Here is a 16,665-nt window from a genome sequence, read left to right on the forward strand (position 1 = left end):
GCTTCAGGGTCTGGGAGGTTCATCGGGCCACTCGTCGGGGGGTTCTGTCTGCTCTTCGAAAGGCTTGACCTGCACGGCGGCAAAGGTCAGCGCGACGCTCACGAGAATGCTCATCGCGAAGGTCCGGAAGAGGACGCTGAGGATGATCACGGCGATGGGAATCAGCACGTACAGGTGCGCCGCGACCGGGTCACGCGCGAGCCCCAGAAACGCGGCGCGCCAGGCGGCCAGGAACGGGAGGCGCGTAACGCTGAGGGCTTCGAGCAGGTAAGGCTGCAAGGCGACGAACAGCCAGATCAGGTACGCCGACAGGAGCACGACCAGCACACCCCCGAACGGTCCGAGCACGCCCGGCCAGAACGTGACGTTGGTGTACAGCAGAAACACGAACAGCACCACGGTCAGGAGCCACAGCACTCCGGGCAGCAGATTCCGGCGCAGCAGGACCGGCAGGGCGCGTAACTCAGGGTCGCGGTCCTGGCGCATGCTGGTGGCGATCAGGGCGTACACCGCCAGTGTGACCGGTCCGGCCAGAATGAGCGTCCAGGACAGTACCAGCCAGATCAGATTCAGCCACACGAGGGTGAGCAGGTGACGCCAGACCAACAGCCCACCTTCCCGGTACGCGCGCGGCAGCATTGTCATGGCGCCTCCCAGGAACACGCGCTGCGTGTGGCGTTCAAGGCGCTCACCGTGAGCTCGGAAGAAACTGCAGCACCCCGCAGTGTCGTGAGCGACACGTCGACGGCACGTGTCTCGCCGGGCAACAGTGAAAAACCGTTGTCACCGAAGGTCTCGCTCACGTCAGCGGGCGCTTCGAGGGTCACCCACGGTGCGACGTGCGCTCCCGCGTTGCGAATCAGCAGGCACGAACCGTCCTGCTCGGCGTGCAGCGTAACGGGGGGCAGGTGCAGCAAAGCGGCGAACGGTGTGTTCTGATCCGGAGCGATCCACTGCTCGCTGCGGGCCAGGAGCGAACCATCCAAACTGCGCAGTTCGGCGCGCAGCAGCGCGGGCTCCCCGGGCACGCGAACATTGAGGTCATACGCTCCTTGTCCCCAGCGCACCCTGCGGCACTCGCGCTGCGACCCTGTGCCGTCCAGGCTGAACAGCGTCACGCTCAACTGGCCCTCGCCGTCCTGATCCGCGAGGATTTGTGGCCGCAACGCGAAGTGCCCGCGCGCGACCGGAGCGCTCAGGCCCAAGTGGATGGTTAGCGGTGCGTTCGCTTCACGGCAGCGGTAGTACGCCAGTTTGGGTTTCAGGTCGTAATCGATGACGCTGGTATTATGCGCGTTCGGCCAGGGTTCGTTGAGCTGCCAGACGAGTGCGAGGCTGCACTCGCCGCGGCGGGCCCGGTTCCAGAGGAGCGCGTGACGCAGCACGTCAGCCTGCGCCGCCTGCGTGAGCCGCACGTACCGGCCCAGGTCATCGACCCTCCCGAAGACTTCTTCGATGCGGTGACGCATCAGCCACCACTCTCCGTGATGCACCACCTGTGGATTGCGGTCGTCCATCGGCCAGACGGGACCGTCGGTCAGGTAGCGCTGCAGGGTAGCTTCGCGCGAAGCGGCCTGACAGCCAAATTCACTGTGCGCCAGAGCGCGGTTGAGCGTGTGAGGCCGGAAACTGTCGAGTACGCCCCGGTAATGCCATGGGCCGTGCACGTCATGCAGTTCCTCCGGGTGGGTCAGCGCGACGTCTTCACGCAGGTCGTACTGCGGTCCGCTGGGTGAGGTGGGCAGAAAAGGACGCGTTGGATCGAGGGTGCCGATGAGCTCCCTGATGCGCGCGATGGTGGGGTCCGCTTCGCTGGCGGGACTGCGGTTCTGGTCGGTGAGTTCGTTGCCGGCCGTGTACAGGGCCACGCAGGGATGGTTGCGCAAAGTGCGGATCAAGGGCGGAAGGTCCCGTTCGAGCGCGGCCAGGAAGGCCGGATTACGCGGAGGGACGTTGTCGGTGCCGCTGGACGTCAGGGGCATGTCCTGCCAGATCAGCAGGCCAGCCTCATCGCAGGCGTCGAGCACGCTGCGCGGCGCGACCGGGCCGACGCCGTTGAAGCGCAGCAGGTTGGCGTGCGCGCCGGCAGCGTAGCTTATCAGGGCGCGTTCGCGCAGCGTGGTGTGGGCGCGTCCGGGAATCAGGTCTGTGGGAACCACGTTGAAACCCCGAGCGTACAGGGCGCGTCCGTTGACTTGCAGGGTGTAAGGGCGCGCTCCCCGAGCCCGCGACGCAGGGTTGTGCACGAGGCGGATGTGCCGAACGCCGAAGCGCCGCGCGACACCGGCGCTTCCGGGCAGGCTGGCACGCAGCGTGTAGAGGGGTTGCGCGCCGAGTCCGGCAGGCCACCAGAGCTGCGGGTGCGTCAGTTCGAACTGCACGGCGCGCTTCAGGGTGCGCGTCACTTCGCTGCGGCCATCCGGGTGGTGCAGCTCTACTGTCATGGGCGCGCTTGAGTCACTGTCCGACTCGAGTTCGATGTGCACCACGGCGTGCCTGTACCCCGCGTCGAGTTCTGCCCATGCGAACACGTCGGTGAGGGCGCTTCCTGCGTCTCCTTCGAGGGAGACGTCACGCCACAAACCGACGTGCACCAGCCGGGTCGCGAAGTCCCACCAGTATCCGTAGCGGGCCTTCAGGGTGGACGTCAGACTGGTGCGGCCGAGTTGTCCTGCTTCTCGTGGCGCCTCGGGCAGGACCACCACCAGCAGGTGGGTTTCGTTGCGCTCAAGGCTGCTCACGTCAAACCGCACGGGCGTGTGCGTACCGCCGAGCGGACCGAGGTGCTCACCGTTGAGGTACACCTCACCGCCGTGATCCGCTCCATCAAAGCATAACCGCAGCCGCGCGCAGGGCGGCACGCTGACCCGAAACGTCCGCCGGTACACCCATTGCCGCTCGCTCACCCATTCGGCGCTGAGGCTCGCGAGGCCTTCGTTGGGGTCGCGCACCAGCCCGGCACGGATCAGATCGTCATGAACGCTCCCCGGCACGCGCGCCTCGATCCACGAGGTGCGGGCGAAAGCGCCGATCTCCTGCTGCAGTTCGGCGTGCAGACGCCGGAAACGCCACGCTTCGCTGACGGAGGACGTGAGTTGCCACGCGCCCCCGAGGTCCTGCCGGTAAGGGCTCGGCGCGCTGCGGTTGACTCGGGCCGGGTCGTGGTGAGGCATGGGGTTACGTGCGGGCGGGTGGGCAGGCTTGCGCGCGGCCCGCCGAACGCACGAAGTTCTGAATCTTGTCGCGCGCTTCGTCTTTCACGGCGTTCAGTCCTGCCGCCAGCAAATCCGGCTCCAGCTGGTCGAGGTCCGCGCTGGTCATGCGTTTCAGGCCTCCCATGGCGCTGAGCATGGCGTTTTCGAGGTCCGTGGCGATGTTCATCTTGCTGATACCCCCGCCGGGCAGTTCTATGGCGCGGTGGACGGTTTCGGCAGGCAGACCGCTCCCGCCGTGCAGGACGAGCGGGGTCTCGGGCAGCAGGCGGCGGATGGCCGCGAGGCGTTCGAAATCGATTTTGGGATTCTGGACGGGATACACACCGTGGGCGGTGCCGATCGACACGGCCAGGACGTCACAACCAGAACGCTCGACGAACTCCTGGGCTTCTTCGGGAACGGTATAGAGCGCTTCGTCGCCGTCGGTTTCCATCTGGTCGGTGGTCGTGAGCTTGCCGAGTTCGGCTTCGACACTGACGTTGTGGGCGTGCGCGAATTCAACCACCCGGCGGGTCTGCCGGATGTTTTCTTCGAAGTCCTGCGCGCTCGCGTCGATCATGACGCTCGAGAACCCCGCCTCGATGGCGGCGCGGATCACCTCGAAGTCCCAGCTGTGGTCGAGATGCAGGCACAAGGGCACGTCGGAGCGGAGTTCGCGCGCGGCTTCTTCGACGGCGTCACGAAAATCACGTGGGCTCAGGCCGAACCAGCCGAGTTCCCGCTGGCTGATTTCGACGATGACCGGACTGCGCAGTTCCACCGCGGCCTGCAGGACCGGTTTGACGCACGCACGGTAACGGGCGCTGAAGGCCGCGACGGCGTACCCGTGGCGCTGTGCGGGTAGCAAAAGTTCAGTGAGCGTAAGGGCCTGAGGGAGTTTCATGACAAGACCTCCAGGGCGCGGGCGAGACCGCTTTCCGGGCTGCTGAGAATGGGCGTGCGAATGTTGCCCAGACCGGGAATCAGGCGGGCCATGCTGGCCTGAGCGAGTACCACCACATCCGAGCGTTCCGCAAGGTCACGCAGGGCCTCGGTGACCAGCCGGTCATGCTGTTCGCCGTGGCCTTGCAGCAGGGCGTCGTAAGCGCCGTCCACCAGCCTTCGTTCGAGGTGCACGGCGCGAGCGGCGTGTGCAGCGGCGCGTTCGATGAGCCGCGCGGTGGGTTCGAGGGTGCTCCCGACCGTGGCGATCACCCCGATACGCTCTCCCCTCCGTACGGCGTCCTGCGCCATCGGCTCGTCGATGCGCAGAAACGGCACGCCCAGCTCAGCGCGCAGCGTTTCGACACTCTCGCCCACCGAGGAGCAACAGCACATCACCGCGTCCGCGCCGGCCTGGACGGCCGCCCCCGCGTAGCTGCGCAGGCGCTCGGTGACTTGCGGCGTAGGGTGACCGGCCTGCATCACGTCGGGCAGCAGGCTGTCGTCGAGCACATTGATGACGCGTACCCCCGGAGCGAGTTGATTCGTGAGGGCTTTCATCGACGTGACGGTGACGGGTGTGGTGTGAATGAGCGCCAGCGTTTTCATGTCGTTCCTTCCTGATGGTCAGCGGGAGTCACGCGAAAGGCAAGCGTGACGATTTCCCAGGGCTGTACCCTGAGGCTCGCGGTGTCATTCTCGACGTCCAGGGGCGAGAGGTGCTCCTCGCGCAGGTTCACGCGTTCGGCAAGGGTGACCTGGCGGGCAATCCGTACACTGACGTCCTGTGGCTGGGGCGTCTGGTTCACGAAACGGATGATCAGGCGCCCATGGTCTTCCGCGCGCTTGATGGCGGTGACCAGCACACGACCCGTGACGCGCACGAGCTGACCCAGCGGCGGGAGGGAAGCGCTGAGCGTCCGGTGGCGGTTGCGCAGCGGCACCACCTGGCTCGTGCGCGTCGCGGCGTGCAGTGGCGCGTTGAAGTCATGTGCGTCACGCCACACGTCGGCCTGGTCCCAACTGCCAGCATGCGGCACAAGGCTGTACTCGGCCTCAACCGGGCCGAGCATCTGGGCTTCCGGGGTGGCGATGGTGGGTCCGGCACCCCCGACACGCGTCAGGAAGTCCGCGCGCGAAAGCCAGCCCACGGCGCGCAGCACGGTCAGGCAGAGGGAGCCGTCCTCGCGGGCGCTGAATTCCGGCAAGCCACGGTTGAGGACACTCAGGCCGCGCGCGCCGTCCGTGACGCTCACAAAGTGCAGCTGAGGGTGTTCGTGTACGGCCGGCTCGCTGCTGCCACGCTGGTCGTCTGGCAGCCGCACGGGGCGCTCGACGACGCCGTACTGGGTCTCGGCACTCGAATGCGTGATGGGGGCGCCCAGCGGAAATCGGGCGCGCAGGCGGTGATCACGGGCGGGATTGTCGAAGTGGGTGCGGATGTCCACGCGCTTCACGCCGGCGTGCAGAGTGATGTCGCTGTGCAGCGTGAACGGCACGTGCCGGGCACTGCGACTCTGGCGGTCGTCGCTGAGCCCTTCGGGCAGACTCCACGCCCAGGTGACACGCAGGGTCGCGCGCGCGGGACCGACCTCCTGCCAGGCATGCCGGGCTTCCAGGCACTCGGTGCTGAACACCTGATCCCCGAGCGGCCAGGCGTAGTTGTAGCTGTCACCGTTGTCACCCCCGTCGTCAAAGCTGTTGAGATTCGGGTAGGTCAGAAGGGTGGTTTTGTCGAGCAGCTCCAAACTACCGTTGGTCCCGACCGTAACGCGCAACAAGGCGTTCTCGAGAACGCCGGGACCGACGGCGAGGTCGCTGACTGCCAGGTCACCTTTGTTCAGCGCGACGTTTCCGAGCACCTGGTAAGGCACGGCGAGGTCATGCCGGGCGGGCGAGGAGCGGGGCCGCAGGGCGTACGCGCGGTATCCGATTCCGGGTACGTCCCTTGCGACGAAGCCCACTTCGCAAAACTGGTCCTCGTCGTGCGCGCCGTGGCCGCTGACGCCCAGCCAACTGAAGGCTTCGGCTTTTTCGGTCGAACTGCGAACCGTGCGCACCTGAAACGGCAGGGTCTGGCCCTCATGATCGATGAGTTCCCAGCCCTCCGGGTGAATGTCCAGAAAAACGTTCATCAGCAGGCGGACTTCGTCGGTGCGCGCCCAGTTGAGCGGATTGAAGACCGTAAAAACGTGCCCGTCCGGGGCAAAACTCGCATCGACCCGGCTGGTGATGGAAGCGTGCGCGTCTTCGCTGAGGAGGTCAGCCATCTGCTGGGCTTCGTCGAAACGGGTGAGCATCTCGCGGTGCACCTGATCGATCGAGCAGCCGCAGATGCTGTCATGCGGATGGTTTTCGATGAGGCGTTCCCAGGCGTTCCAGAGGTACTGGTGTTCGTAGGCTTCTCCCAGCAGCCAGTGCAGGGCCTGCAGGGGTTCGGCAAAACGCTCGAGGGCGCTTTGCGCGCGGACGTTGCGCTGCTTGAGGTACAGCCGGGCGCTCAGCACGCCGGGCAGCAGGTGCGCCTTGCGCCCGAACGCCCGCCCTTCGCCCTGCCAGACGACCTGCACGCGTTCCTGCTGGCGACGGACGTCACGTACGAAGGCGTCGAGTGAGCTGATCTGGTAATGCACGCCTTCCTGCGCGAGGACCTCGTTGATCGAGGTCAGGACCGTGGGCAAATTCGGATCGACGTTCAGGTGGTCGCCGCCCAGCGGTTCGAGCAACGCGTCCGTGGCGGCGTAGCTGGCGAGGTAACGGCTGGCGCGCCGGGCCCGGCCCACCGTCTGATCAGTGGACGTAGGATCTCCTGACAGGGTGAAATGACTGCGGTAATACTCCAGCGGAAGGAAGACACCGAGCACGCGGCTGCCGTTCAGGGCTTCCCACCAGAATTCGCTTTGCACCTCGGCGGGAAAGCGTTCGTCACGCGCCCGGGGGTACAGGTAGCAGTTCCGGCTGACTTCCGCTTCCCCGGAATTCCCGCCGACCGGTGGCCCACCGAAACCACGCCACACGACGGCGCTGTCAATGCCGAAACCGGCCAGGAGCTGCGGCATCTGCGCGATGTGCCCGAACTGGTCGGGCAGGTATCCGACGCGGCTGAGTGGCACGCCCAGCGCACGCGCGGTGCGTTCGCCCAGCCAGAGGTTGCGGATGGTGGCTTCGCCGCTCACCAGAAATTCGTCCGGCAGGATGTGCCAGGGCCCCACGAACAGCCGCTCGGCGCGAATGAGGGCGCCCAGTTCCGCCTGACGTTCCGGTCGGATGTGCAGGTAGTCTTTCAGGACGATAGTCTGGCCGTCCAGCACGAAGCAGCTCAGTTTCTCGTCGGCGCCGAGTGCGTCGAGGACCGCATCGATGGTGTGCACGAGGCGGAAGCGGAAGCGTTCGCGGGTCGCCCACCATTCCCGGTCCCAGTGGGTGTGGTGGTAGAGGTGCACCGTGCGTGGCGTGGCAGGGCGGGTCACGGTTTCCTCTTTGCCTGCGCGTAGCGTTGCCAGGTGTCGCGCACGAGGTCGTAGTCTGCAGCAGTGAACGCCTGACCGTCACCGTCGGTGTGCGTGACAAAGTAGAGACTGGGAATGCCCAGTTCGGGCTGCAGGCGGGTGTACGCACGCCAGGCGGTGAGGCTCGGCATGGGCCAGTTGTCCGTGTCGATCAGGTGACGTGGCAGGGCAGCGCGGGTCACGCGCGCGCGGTGCGTCATCTGTTCGTTGACGTCAGCGCCGGTGTTGACGTCGTTCAGGCGGATCATGTCGGTGACGTTCCCGAAGACCGGGTGGGGCGTGTGGGTCATGACGAGCGCGTCGCTTTTGCAGCGTTTGGCTTCGTCGTGCAGGATCCACAGCAGCCGGTGCAGCAGGTGCAGGCCCCAGGCGCTTCCGGCGCGTCTGAGACCGGGTCCGCTGGGCGTGCGGGCGCTGAAATCGACTTTGAAGCCGTCGGCTCCGTATTCGAGCAGCATGCGCCGAACGGCGCCGCGCAGGATGGCTTCGTAGCTGGGACTGGTGGGATCGGCGGTGACGCGTTCACCGAGGTCGTCGAGGATACAGGCGTCGTCCGGCAGACCCTCGGCGTCCCAGGCTTTCCACCACAGCAGCACCCGCTGCCCGCGCCGGTGGGCACGTGCGATCCAGCCTTCCAGGTCAGGCCATTTGTGACGGTCGACTTCGCTCGTTCCATACGAGGCGCACCATTTGTCGTCGAGCACCAGGATGCCCGGCTGCAGGTCGTGCGCGTCGAGGGTGTCCAGAAAGGCGTCGTAATTCTGCTGGGTGCAGTGGTCGGGAGCGCGCCCGCCGTGCTCGCGCGCCAGGTGACACTGGGCGCCCCAGCCACACTGGATCGGGGTGGACCACCATTCGGGCTGGGGTTGCGGCGCGTGCGCCGTGATGTGCAGTTCGGCGTGCCGGGCACTGTTTTGCGCGATAGCTTCATACGGATCGTCGCTGAACGTCAGGCGCAGGGTGGGGCTGCGGAAGTGCCCGTCGACCTCAGTCTGTCCTTCGTAGCTGAGGCGGAAGCTGAAAGCGCCCTCCAAGGCGTCGTAATGAAAAGCGGTGAAGTTGAGCTCCTCGACGGGCGCGACGATAGAAGCGCCCAGCCAGCGCGAAGACAGCGGCTGCCCCTCGGCGCCGTCTTCGTCCGGGCTTCCACCCTGATCGGCGCCGAGGGCGAGCTGGCCTGCAGGGTGTTGCTGCGAAAAAGCGTAGACGAGCGGCGCGGGGGTGAAGAACCAGTGCCCTTTGCCGGGCAGGCTGGTTCCCATCACGTCGATGGCGCTGGACTGCCCGGCGGGAACAAGGCGCTGCTCGCGGGCGTAGGGCTCGGGATTGAAGGCGTGCGTGAAGCCGGCGCCACTGGAAAAAAAGCCGCTGCCCCAGCGCTGATGGCCGCTGTAGTACCCGCCGAAGAGGTGAACGTCGGTCAGCCAGGCCGAGCCGGAAACCTCGACGAACGTGTCGATGCCGCCCGGGTCACAGCGCAGCACCAGCGTTTTGTGCTGCCAGATCCCGCCTTCGAGAGAGAAGCGCACGGTGACGGTCTGGCCGTCGTGCTCGATTTCAGGAGGCCGCAGGCGCGCGGTGCGGTCGAGTCCTGCGGTGGTGTGGAGGCTGGGCGCCAGGAAGAGTTCGCTGTAGAGCCTCCCTGCGGAATCGCTGAGCCGCGCGTAAGGTCGCTCGTGGTGGTAGCTGAGCTGGTAGTGGGGCGAGTGGATCTGCAGACCGTGCCCCTGGTGCTCGACGTGCATGGGCGCTGAAGTGGAGGTGGTGTGCATGGGGACCTCTTGTGTTGGCTTCGTTCAAACACTACCCTATTTCTTAAATATTTTAAATAACACGCGCGCCAGGAGAAGCGATGATCCATCCCCGCAGCAAAGACCTGACCTTCCACCTCGTCGGCCACGCCCACATCGACCCCGTCTGGCTGTGGGACTGGCGCGAAGGGCACGAAACGGTCAAAGCCACCTTTCGCAGCGCGCTTGACCGCCTGCATGAAAACCCCGACATGGTCTTCGTGCATTCCAGCGCCGCGCAGTACGCCTGGATGGAAAGTCACCCGGTGCTGCTCGCGGAAGTCCGCGCGGCGGTCGAGCGCGGACAGTGGGAACCCGTCGGCGGCTGGTGGGTCGAGCCGGACGTCAACCTCGCCCACGGTGAAGCCCTCGCGCGCCAGGCCCTGCTGGGACAGCGCACCTTCGGGCGTCTGCTCGGCCGCCGTGCCCGGGTCGGGTTTCTGCCCGACTCCTTCGGGCATCCGGGCACACTGCCGCAGCTGCTCGTGCAGTCCGGTCTGGACTCCTTTGTCTTCATGCGCCCCAGCGCTGGTGAGATCGATCTGCCCTCGCGGCTGTTTCACTGGGAAGGTGTGGACGGCACGCGCATCCTCAGCGCGCACGTCGAGTGCTACAACAGCAGCCCCAACCAGATTCAGACCAGCCTGGAACGCAATCTCGCCTGGCGCCCCGAGGCGCTGCAGCATTGGGTGGGGCTGTTCGGGGTCGGCAATCACGGTGGAGGCCCCACCCGGCGCGCCATCGCCAATCTGCGTGAACTGGCCGAGCAGCCCGACTGGCCCACCCTGCGCCTCAACTCCCTCAGGGGCTTTTTTGACAGTGTGCGGCACGAGGACGTCCCGGTGTACGCCGGTGAACTGCAACACCACGCGCGCGGCTGCTACGCCGCCGTCAGTGACATCAAACGCCTCAACCGCCAGGCTGAACACGCCCTGCTGCGCGCCGAGAAGCTCGCCGTCATGGCCCGCAGCGCGAACTTCTCCTACCCGCACGAGTCCCTCACGCGCGCCTGGCAGGGCCTGCTCTTCAACCAGTTTCACGACATCCTGGCCGGCAGCTCGATTCCGAGCGCCTTTCAGGACGCCTACCATCAGCTCGGGGAAGTGCTCAGCATCGCCGGACGCGTCACCTTCGCCGCTTCCCAGGCCATCGCGGACAGCGTGGATACTCGCCGGGGTGGACGCAATGTCGACGAGGTCATCCGCAGCGTGCGCTGGGACGGCCCCAGCTGGGTCACCGACTACGGCGACGGTGTCCCGGTCCTGGTGTTCAACCCCTCCAGTGCCGAGCGTGACGAGGCCGTCGAAATCGAACTGAACGACTGGCACACCGAACACCTGCGCCTGATCGACGACACCGGACGAGAAGTCGCGCACCAGCGCCTGCGCCCGGAAAGCGTGAACGGGCAAGGCCGGCCACGCTTCGTGTTCCGCGCCCACCTGCCCGCGTGCGGGTACCGCCTGTACCGGGTGCTGGACGAGCAATCCAGTGGTCAGGTCCTCTCGCCTCCCCTGAGCGCCAGCACAGGGGGCATCGAGAATGCCTACTGGTCCTTGCAGTTCGAAAGCGACACCGGCGCGCTGCGTGCCCTGATCAACAAGTTCAGCGGCGTGAACCTGCTTGCCGGCACGGGCGCGCAGCTGCAGGTCGTCCGTGACGACAGCGACACCTGGGGTCACGGCGCGCACGCCTACCGGCAGCTGGTCGGCGTGTTCGGCGACGCGAAACTGGAAGTGCTGGAACTCGGTGAGGTGCGCGCCACCGTGCGCGCCACCACCCGCTTCCGCTCGTCGACGGCGGTGCAGGACTTCACGCTGTACGCCAACTCACCGGAAATCACCGCGCGCCTCAGCCTCGACTGGCGCGAAACGCATCACGCCGCGCAACTGGTCTTCCCGGCTGCGCTGAGCGACGTGAGCGCCACTTATGAGGTGCCGTACGGCTTTACCACCCGGCCCGCCGATGGTGAAGAGGAACCCGTGCAGTCCTGGCTGGACGTCAGCGGCTTCGCCCGTGACCGGCGTGGCGTCTCACGCCCGGCGGGCCTGGCCCTGCTGAACGACAGCAAGTACTCCGCGAGCGTGCTGGGCGGTGAGATTCGCCTGACGCTCGCCCGCAGCCCGGTGTACGCGCACCACGACCCGGCCACCCTGGACCCCGCCGTGACGTACGAACATCTCGATCAGGGCCCGCAGCGCGTCCGCTGGTCGCTGGTGCCGCACGATGGTGACTGGCGTGCCGCGCGTGTTCCCGCACTGGCCGAGCAGCTCAACCAGCCGGTGGTGTTCACCCGCGAGTACGTTCACGACGGCGCGGCACCGGGCAGCCACAGCGCGCTGCGTCTGACGGGCCTCGCGACGGTGACGGTCAGTGCCCTGAAGCAGGCCGAGGACGATGACGACCTGATCGTGCGCCTGCACGAATGGGGTGGCCAGGCGGTGAGCGGCACCGTGCACCTGGGCGCGCACGCCATCGAGGTGGAGCTTCGTCCGCAGCAGGTCCTGAGTTTGCGGATCACGCCCGGCGGAGAAGCGCGTGTCGTGAACTTCCTGGAGGAAGCGCATGGCTGAGCGCCGCCAGTGCGCGCTGAATCGGCGAGCAGCAAGGTGACACGCATCGTCATCACTGGCGCGGGCGGCATGACCTTCCCGCTCACGCTCATCGCCGACCTGCTCACCATGCCCGAATTGCAGGGCGCAGAAGTAGTCCTGCACGACCTCAGCCTGGAACGGGCCGCCAGGACCGCGCGCGCCGCTCAAGCCGTTGCAGACGCTCACGCGCGACCCTTGCAGCTGGTCGTCACGACCGACCGGCGCGAAGCGCTGCGGGGCGCGACGCACCTGCTGCTCACCTTTCAGGTCGGCGGGCTCGCTGCCTACCGCTCGGACACCGAGATTCCGCGCCGCTACGGCGTCGACTGTGTTGCCGGGGATACCCTGGGCCCCGGCGGGATCATGCGCTTCGTGCGCAGCGCGCCCGCCTTCGAGGACCTGGCGCGTGACGTGCTCGAGCTGTGCCCTGAGGCGCTGGTGCTGAACTACACCAACCCCATGGCGATGAACTGCCTTTACCTGCAGCATCTGGGGCTCCGGGTCGTGGGGTTGTGCCACAGCGTCCCCACTTCCGCTCGGGTGATCGAGGAACTGCTTGGGCTGGATGCGGGAAAACTCCGGTACGTCGCAGCGGGCATCAATCACCAGGCCTGGTTTCTGACGGTGGAGGCGGCAGGGAAGGATCTCCGTGATGACCTGCGTGACGTGCTGCGGGCGCGCTTCCTGCCCGAGTATGGGGGCACGACACCATGGACGGAAGGGGACCTCGCCTACCAGGGAGGGCAGGAGCGCGTCCGGGCGGAGCTGCTGGAGACCTTCGGGTACTTTTTGAGCGAGTCGAGTCATCACGCCTCGGAGTACGTGCCGTTCTTCCGGCGCTCTCCAGAAAGCGTCAAGGCGCATCTGCCTCGCCGCTGGGATTACCTGCGCGGCTCGCTGAACGTCGCCGGGCAGGAGGACGCTCTGGTCAGCGCCACGGTGGCACGGCTGCGCGCACGACTGGAATGCTCAGGCGAGTTCGGCATGCGCGTCATCGCCGCGCTGGTGGGCGGCCCGGCGGCGAATGTTTATGTGAACGTGCGCAACGACGGCTGGATCGCCAACCTGCCGGGGGACGCCTGCGTGGAGGTGTCCGCGCTGGTGAACGAGGCCGGCGTGCACCCGACGGTGGTGGGCCGCCTGCCGGGCGGGTGTGCCGGCCTGAACCTGACAGGGATCGCCTTGCAGACTGCCGCGGTCGAAGCGGTCATCAGGCGCGACTGCGCCGCGCTGATCGGCGCCTTCGCGCTCGATCCGCTCACGGCAAGTCTGGTGGAACTGCCCGCCATCCGGCGCCTGGCCAGTGAGCTGCTGGCGGCGCAGGCAACGTGGCTGCCCTCGTGGTTGCGCACCCAAGCCCGCTTGTGACGCGGCTTGCTGCGCACAGCGTGATTTTCACGCACAATTATTTGAAGGCGTCAAGAAACACTGACGCCCGTTCACAAGGACAGCAATGAAACAGGGCAAACCCCGAAGTATCCGGCAAGGCCGCAATCTTCCCGAAGTCCGTGCAGACAACCTGAGCGTTGTTCTCGAAGCCCTTCAGAAGCTCCAGCCCATCTCACGCAGCGGACTGGCCGACGCCACCGGACTCACGGCAGCGACGATCACCCACATGGTCGATGAGCTCGGTTCCCTTGACCTGCTGATCGAAACACCGTCCAGCGAACGTCAGGTGGGGCGCCGTCCGACCTTGCTGACCTTCAACCACGACCGCGGTCAGGTGATCGGCGTGGAAGTCTCGCGCTCGCAGGTGCGCGCCATCCGTTCTGATTTCAGCGGACGCATTCTCGCTCGTGTCGAGCGGCCTTTCCAGCCAACGTCGTCGGTCAGGAAAGGACTGTCGCTTCTGCAGGAAGTGATCGGGGACGTCATCGACGGGCGTCTGCCACTGCTGGGAATTGGGGTGGGCGTACCCGGCCCCGTCAACAGCGACAAGGGCATCGTTCTGGGACCGCCCAACTTCGGCGGCTGGCGCAACGTCGAACTCACGGCCTACCTCAGCGAACAGTTCGGCGTGCCGTGCTGGCTGGACGACGACGCCAAGGCCGCCGCCTTCGGTGAACGCTGGTATGGCGCGGGCCGCAGCGAGGAGACGCTACTCTACATCTCGCTGCGCTCCGGGGTCGGGGCGGGCCTGATCGTCGGCGACCGGGTGTACCGGGGCGCGCACGAACTCGCGGGCGAGATCGGTCACACGACCATCCACGTGGACGGCCCGATCTGTGAATGCGGAAACCGCGGCTGCCTCGAAACCCTGGTCAGCGTACCGGCGATCATGCAGGAAGCGCGCCGGCTGGGGCTGAGCGCTGAAAACCCGGCTGATCTGCAGCGTCTGTCAGCAGAAGGCGACCTGCGCGCGCTGAACATCAAGGACCGGGTCTTCACTTACCTGTCGGCAGCGCTGGTGAACGCCGTGAACCACTACGATCCGGCCCTGATCGTGCTGGGTGGGCAGCTGGTGCGCTCCTGGCCGGAATTGACCACCGAACTGGCCGAGCGGGTCAAGGGCCGCTCGTTCGGTTACCTCTCGAAAGACGTGCGGATTGTGGAGAGCCTGCTGGGCGAGGATGCCACCACGCTGGGCGCCGTGGCGATTGCCATTCACCACATCCTGCGCGATCCCCGGGCTGTGCTGACCGGCGTAGCTGCGCCCGGCCCGGCTTCCGCGGTCCTAGCTCCCGCTGCGCCGTAAAGCGTGTCATGACGCCTGCACGCGGAGCGCCCACAAGTACGAGGACCGGAACACTTCGTGTGTTCCGGTCCTCGCAGTTCTTCCTCGCTCAGCCCTTGACGCCCCCGGTGACGGACGCCCCCTCCACGAAGTACTTCTGGAAGGAGTAGAACACGATGATCACCGGCAGCATCACCAGCAGCGCGGCGGCCATCAGGTACTGCCACTGCACCTGGCTGGCGGTGCGGAAAAACTGCAGTCCGACCTGCAGGGTGTACAGACGTTCGTCGTTCAGGTAGAGCAGCGGTCCGACGTAGCTGTCCCAGGCGCCTTCGAAGGTAAAGATCGCCACGGTCGCGAGCGCCGGTTTGGAAAGAGGCATGATCACGCGGCTCCAGATCCACAGGTCACTGGCGCCGTCTACCCGGGCGGCTTCGGAAAACTCGTTGGGAATGCCCATGAAGAACTGCCTGAGCAAAAAGGTGAAGAACGCGCCCGCGAAAAAGCTTGGAACGACAAGCGGCAAATAGGTGCCCACCCACTGCAACTTCGAGAACAGGATGTACTGGGGAATCAGGGTCACCATGCCGGGAATCATCATGGTGGAGAGCAGGATCGCGAAGAGGAAGTTGCGCCCGGGAAAGCGCAGTTTCGCGAAGCCGTACGCGGCCAGCGACGACGACAGCACCGTGCCGAACACCACTGCCACCGCGTAGAGGGAGGTATTGATCGCGTAGCGCGTGAAGGGAGCGAGCGACCAGGCTTTGGTAAAGTTATCAAACCGCAGCGGGTCCGGAATCCAGACGGGCGGATTGGCGTAGACCTGCGTGTCGGGTTTCAGGGCGGTCGAGAGCATCCAGAGCGCCGGGAACAGCACGGCGGCACTGATGGCACACAGCAGGACGAAGGCGGCGACTTTCCAGAAGAGATTGCGGGCGTTGTGAATGCTGGGACGCCGACGGTGCTGCAGCAGCGGTGTGCTGGGGGACGGATTGTTCTGCTGAACGGTCATCAGCGGGCCTCGCCTTCGTAGTACACCCAGCGCCGGGAGATGAAGAACTGCAGGCCGGTCAGGATCAGGATGATGACCAGCAGAATCCAGGCCATGGCACTGGCGTAGCCCATCTCGAACTCACCGAAAGCCTTCTGCCACATGTAGAGGCCGTAAAACAGAGTGGAGTAGGAGGGTCCGCCTTTTCCGCCTTCCGAGATGATCAGCGACGTCTCCCAGAACTGAAAGGCTGCGGCGATTCCGGTGATGAGCTTGAAGAAGATGGTGGGCGACATCATGGGAACCGTGACGTTCCAGAACTGCTGGACGGGCGTCGCGCCATCGAGCATCGCCGCTTCGTATAGGTGTTTGGGAATGCCCTGCAGACCGGCAAGATAGATGATGTATCCGCCGGCGGCGCCCCACATGCTCATGATGATCAGCGCCGGCTTGGCCCAGGTGGGATCGGCGAACCACAAGGGCGGGTTCTGGATGCCAATGGCGCGCAGGAACACGTTGATGGGGCCGAAGTCCGGGTTGAAGACCCACAGCCACAGCAGCAGCACGGCTACACCCGTGAGGACCTTGGGCAGGAAGAAAATGGTGCGGAAAATTCGCTGCCCGGGTATCTGCTGGTTGAGCAGGATGGCGATCAGCACACCGGTGACGACGCTGAGGGGCACGGCGAACACCACGTAGAAGCCGGTGTTGTACAGCGAGGTCCAGAAGATGTCGTCATCAAAAAAGAGCCGCCGGTAGTTGTCGAGGCCGACCCAGCGGGCACGCGTCGTGACGTCGTAGTTGGTGAAGCTGGCGTACAGGGACCACAGCATCGGACCGGCAATAAAAATCAGAAAGCCCAGCAGCCAGGGCGCGATGAACAGGTAGCCCATGATGGCTTCACTACGCCTGGCGCGGCTCATACCAGCCATCGCGACCTCAAGGTGTGTCCGGGTTGATGCTTATGTGGATGA

Annotated in this window: 11 protein-coding genes; 3 read left to right on the forward strand and 8 right to left on the reverse strand. The window is 65.9% G+C overall.

Going from position 1 to position 16,665, the window contains the following annotated elements:
- Positions 1-3: 3 nt before the first annotated feature.
- The 6 genes from DEIPE_RS00175 to DEIPE_RS00200 are packed head-to-tail and all read right to left on the reverse strand — an operon-like array spanning position 4 to position 9,417.
- On the reverse strand, positions 4-645 hold the full coding sequence (locus DEIPE_RS00175) for a YesL family protein (RefSeq protein WP_015233955.1): 642 nt from the start codon (positions 643-645) through the stop codon (positions 4-6).
- On the reverse strand, positions 642-3,173 hold the full coding sequence (locus DEIPE_RS00180) for a beta-mannosidase (RefSeq protein ID WP_015233956.1): 2,532 nt from the start codon (positions 3,171-3,173) through the stop codon (positions 642-644). The genes DEIPE_RS00175 and DEIPE_RS00180 overlap by 4 nt, the downstream gene beginning before the upstream one ends.
- Positions 3,174-3,177: 4 nt before the next feature.
- A complete protein-coding gene (locus tag DEIPE_RS00185; RefSeq protein ID WP_015233957.1) occupies positions 3,178-4,098 on the reverse strand; it encodes a class II fructose-bisphosphate aldolase in 921 nt (306 codons plus the stop codon).
- A complete protein-coding gene (locus tag DEIPE_RS00190) occupies positions 4,095-4,745 on the reverse strand; it encodes an aspartate/glutamate racemase family protein (protein WP_015233958.1) in 651 nt (216 codons plus the stop codon). The genes DEIPE_RS00185 and DEIPE_RS00190 overlap by 4 nt, the downstream gene beginning before the upstream one ends.
- A complete protein-coding gene (locus tag DEIPE_RS00195; RefSeq protein WP_015233959.1) occupies positions 4,742-7,606 on the reverse strand; it encodes an alpha-mannosidase in 2,865 nt (954 codons plus the stop codon). The genes DEIPE_RS00190 and DEIPE_RS00195 overlap by 4 nt, the downstream gene beginning before the upstream one ends.
- Positions 7,603-9,417, reverse strand: a complete 1,815-nt coding sequence (locus tag DEIPE_RS00200; protein ID WP_015233960.1) for an alpha-amylase family protein — start codon at positions 9,415-9,417, stop codon at positions 7,603-7,605. Before DEIPE_RS00200 ends, DEIPE_RS00195 begins: the two co-directional genes overlap by 4 nt.
- Positions 9,418-9,497: 80 nt before the next feature.
- On the opposite strand from DEIPE_RS00200, the gene DEIPE_RS00205 reads away from it, so the two are divergent.
- The 3 genes from DEIPE_RS00205 (at position 9,498) to DEIPE_RS00215 (ending at position 14,721) form a co-directional block, all read left to right on the forward strand.
- The gene (locus DEIPE_RS00205; RefSeq protein WP_015233961.1) at positions 9,498-12,005 is read left to right on the forward strand and encodes an alpha-mannosidase; all 2,508 of its coding nucleotides are present in this window, start codon (positions 9,498-9,500) and stop codon (positions 12,003-12,005) included.
- A 36-nt stretch (positions 12,006-12,041) separates the two neighbouring features.
- Complete coding sequence (locus tag DEIPE_RS00210) at positions 12,042-13,394, forward strand: family 4 glycosyl hydrolase (protein ID WP_041231005.1); 1,353 nt, start codon at positions 12,042-12,044, stop codon at positions 13,392-13,394.
- Positions 13,395-13,479: 85 nt separating this feature from the next.
- Positions 13,480-14,721 (forward strand): ROK family protein, encoded by a 1,242-nt coding sequence (locus tag DEIPE_RS00215; RefSeq protein ID WP_015233963.1) that lies wholly within the window; start codon positions 13,480-13,482, stop codon positions 14,719-14,721.
- A gap of 88 nt (positions 14,722-14,809) precedes the next feature.
- On the opposite strand, the gene DEIPE_RS00220 is transcribed toward DEIPE_RS00215, so the two are convergent.
- Positions 14,810-15,712 (reverse strand): carbohydrate ABC transporter permease, encoded by a 903-nt coding sequence (locus tag DEIPE_RS00220; RefSeq protein ID WP_015233964.1) that lies wholly within the window; start codon positions 15,710-15,712, stop codon positions 14,810-14,812.
- Positions 15,712-16,623, reverse strand: coding sequence for a carbohydrate ABC transporter permease (locus DEIPE_RS00225; RefSeq protein WP_015233965.1), 912 nt, complete (start codon positions 16,621-16,623; stop codon positions 15,712-15,714). The genes DEIPE_RS00220 and DEIPE_RS00225 overlap by 1 nt, the downstream gene beginning before the upstream one ends.
- Between the last annotated feature and the right edge of the window lie 42 nt (positions 16,624-16,665).

It is taken from the genome of Deinococcus peraridilitoris DSM 19664 (genome assembly GCF_000317835.1).
Lineage (GTDB): Bacteria > Deinococcota > Deinococci > Deinococcales > Deinococcaceae > Deinococcus_A > Deinococcus_A peraridilitoris.

Coding starts and splice junctions, on each gene's coding strand:
- DEIPE_RS00185 (WP_015233957.1), bottom strand. CDS start 4,098: ATGAAACTCCCTCAGGCCCTTACGCTCACTGAACTTTTGCTACCCGCA.
- DEIPE_RS00175 (WP_015233955.1), bottom strand. CDS start 645: ATGACAATGCTGCCGCGCGCGTACCGGGAAGGTGGGCTGTTGGTCTGG.
- DEIPE_RS00180 (WP_015233956.1), bottom strand. CDS start 3,173: ATGCCTCACCACGACCCGGCCCGAGTCAACCGCAGCGCGCCGAGCCCT.
- DEIPE_RS00200 (WP_015233960.1), bottom strand. CDS start 9,417: ATGCACACCACCTCCACTTCAGCGCCCATGCACGTCGAGCACCAGGGG.
- DEIPE_RS00220 (WP_015233964.1), bottom strand. CDS start 15,712: ATGACCGTTCAGCAGAACAATCCGTCCCCCAGCACACCGCTGCTGCAG.
- DEIPE_RS00225 (WP_015233965.1), bottom strand. CDS start 16,623: ATGGCTGGTATGAGCCGCGCCAGGCGTAGTGAAGCCATCATGGGCTAC.
- DEIPE_RS00190 (WP_015233958.1), bottom strand. CDS start 4,745: ATGAAAACGCTGGCGCTCATTCACACCACACCCGTCACCGTCACGTCG.
- DEIPE_RS00205 (WP_015233961.1), top strand. CDS start 9,498: ATGATCCATCCCCGCAGCAAAGACCTGACCTTCCACCTCGTCGGCCAC.
- DEIPE_RS00215 (WP_015233963.1), top strand. CDS start 13,480: ATGAAACAGGGCAAACCCCGAAGTATCCGGCAAGGCCGCAATCTTCCC.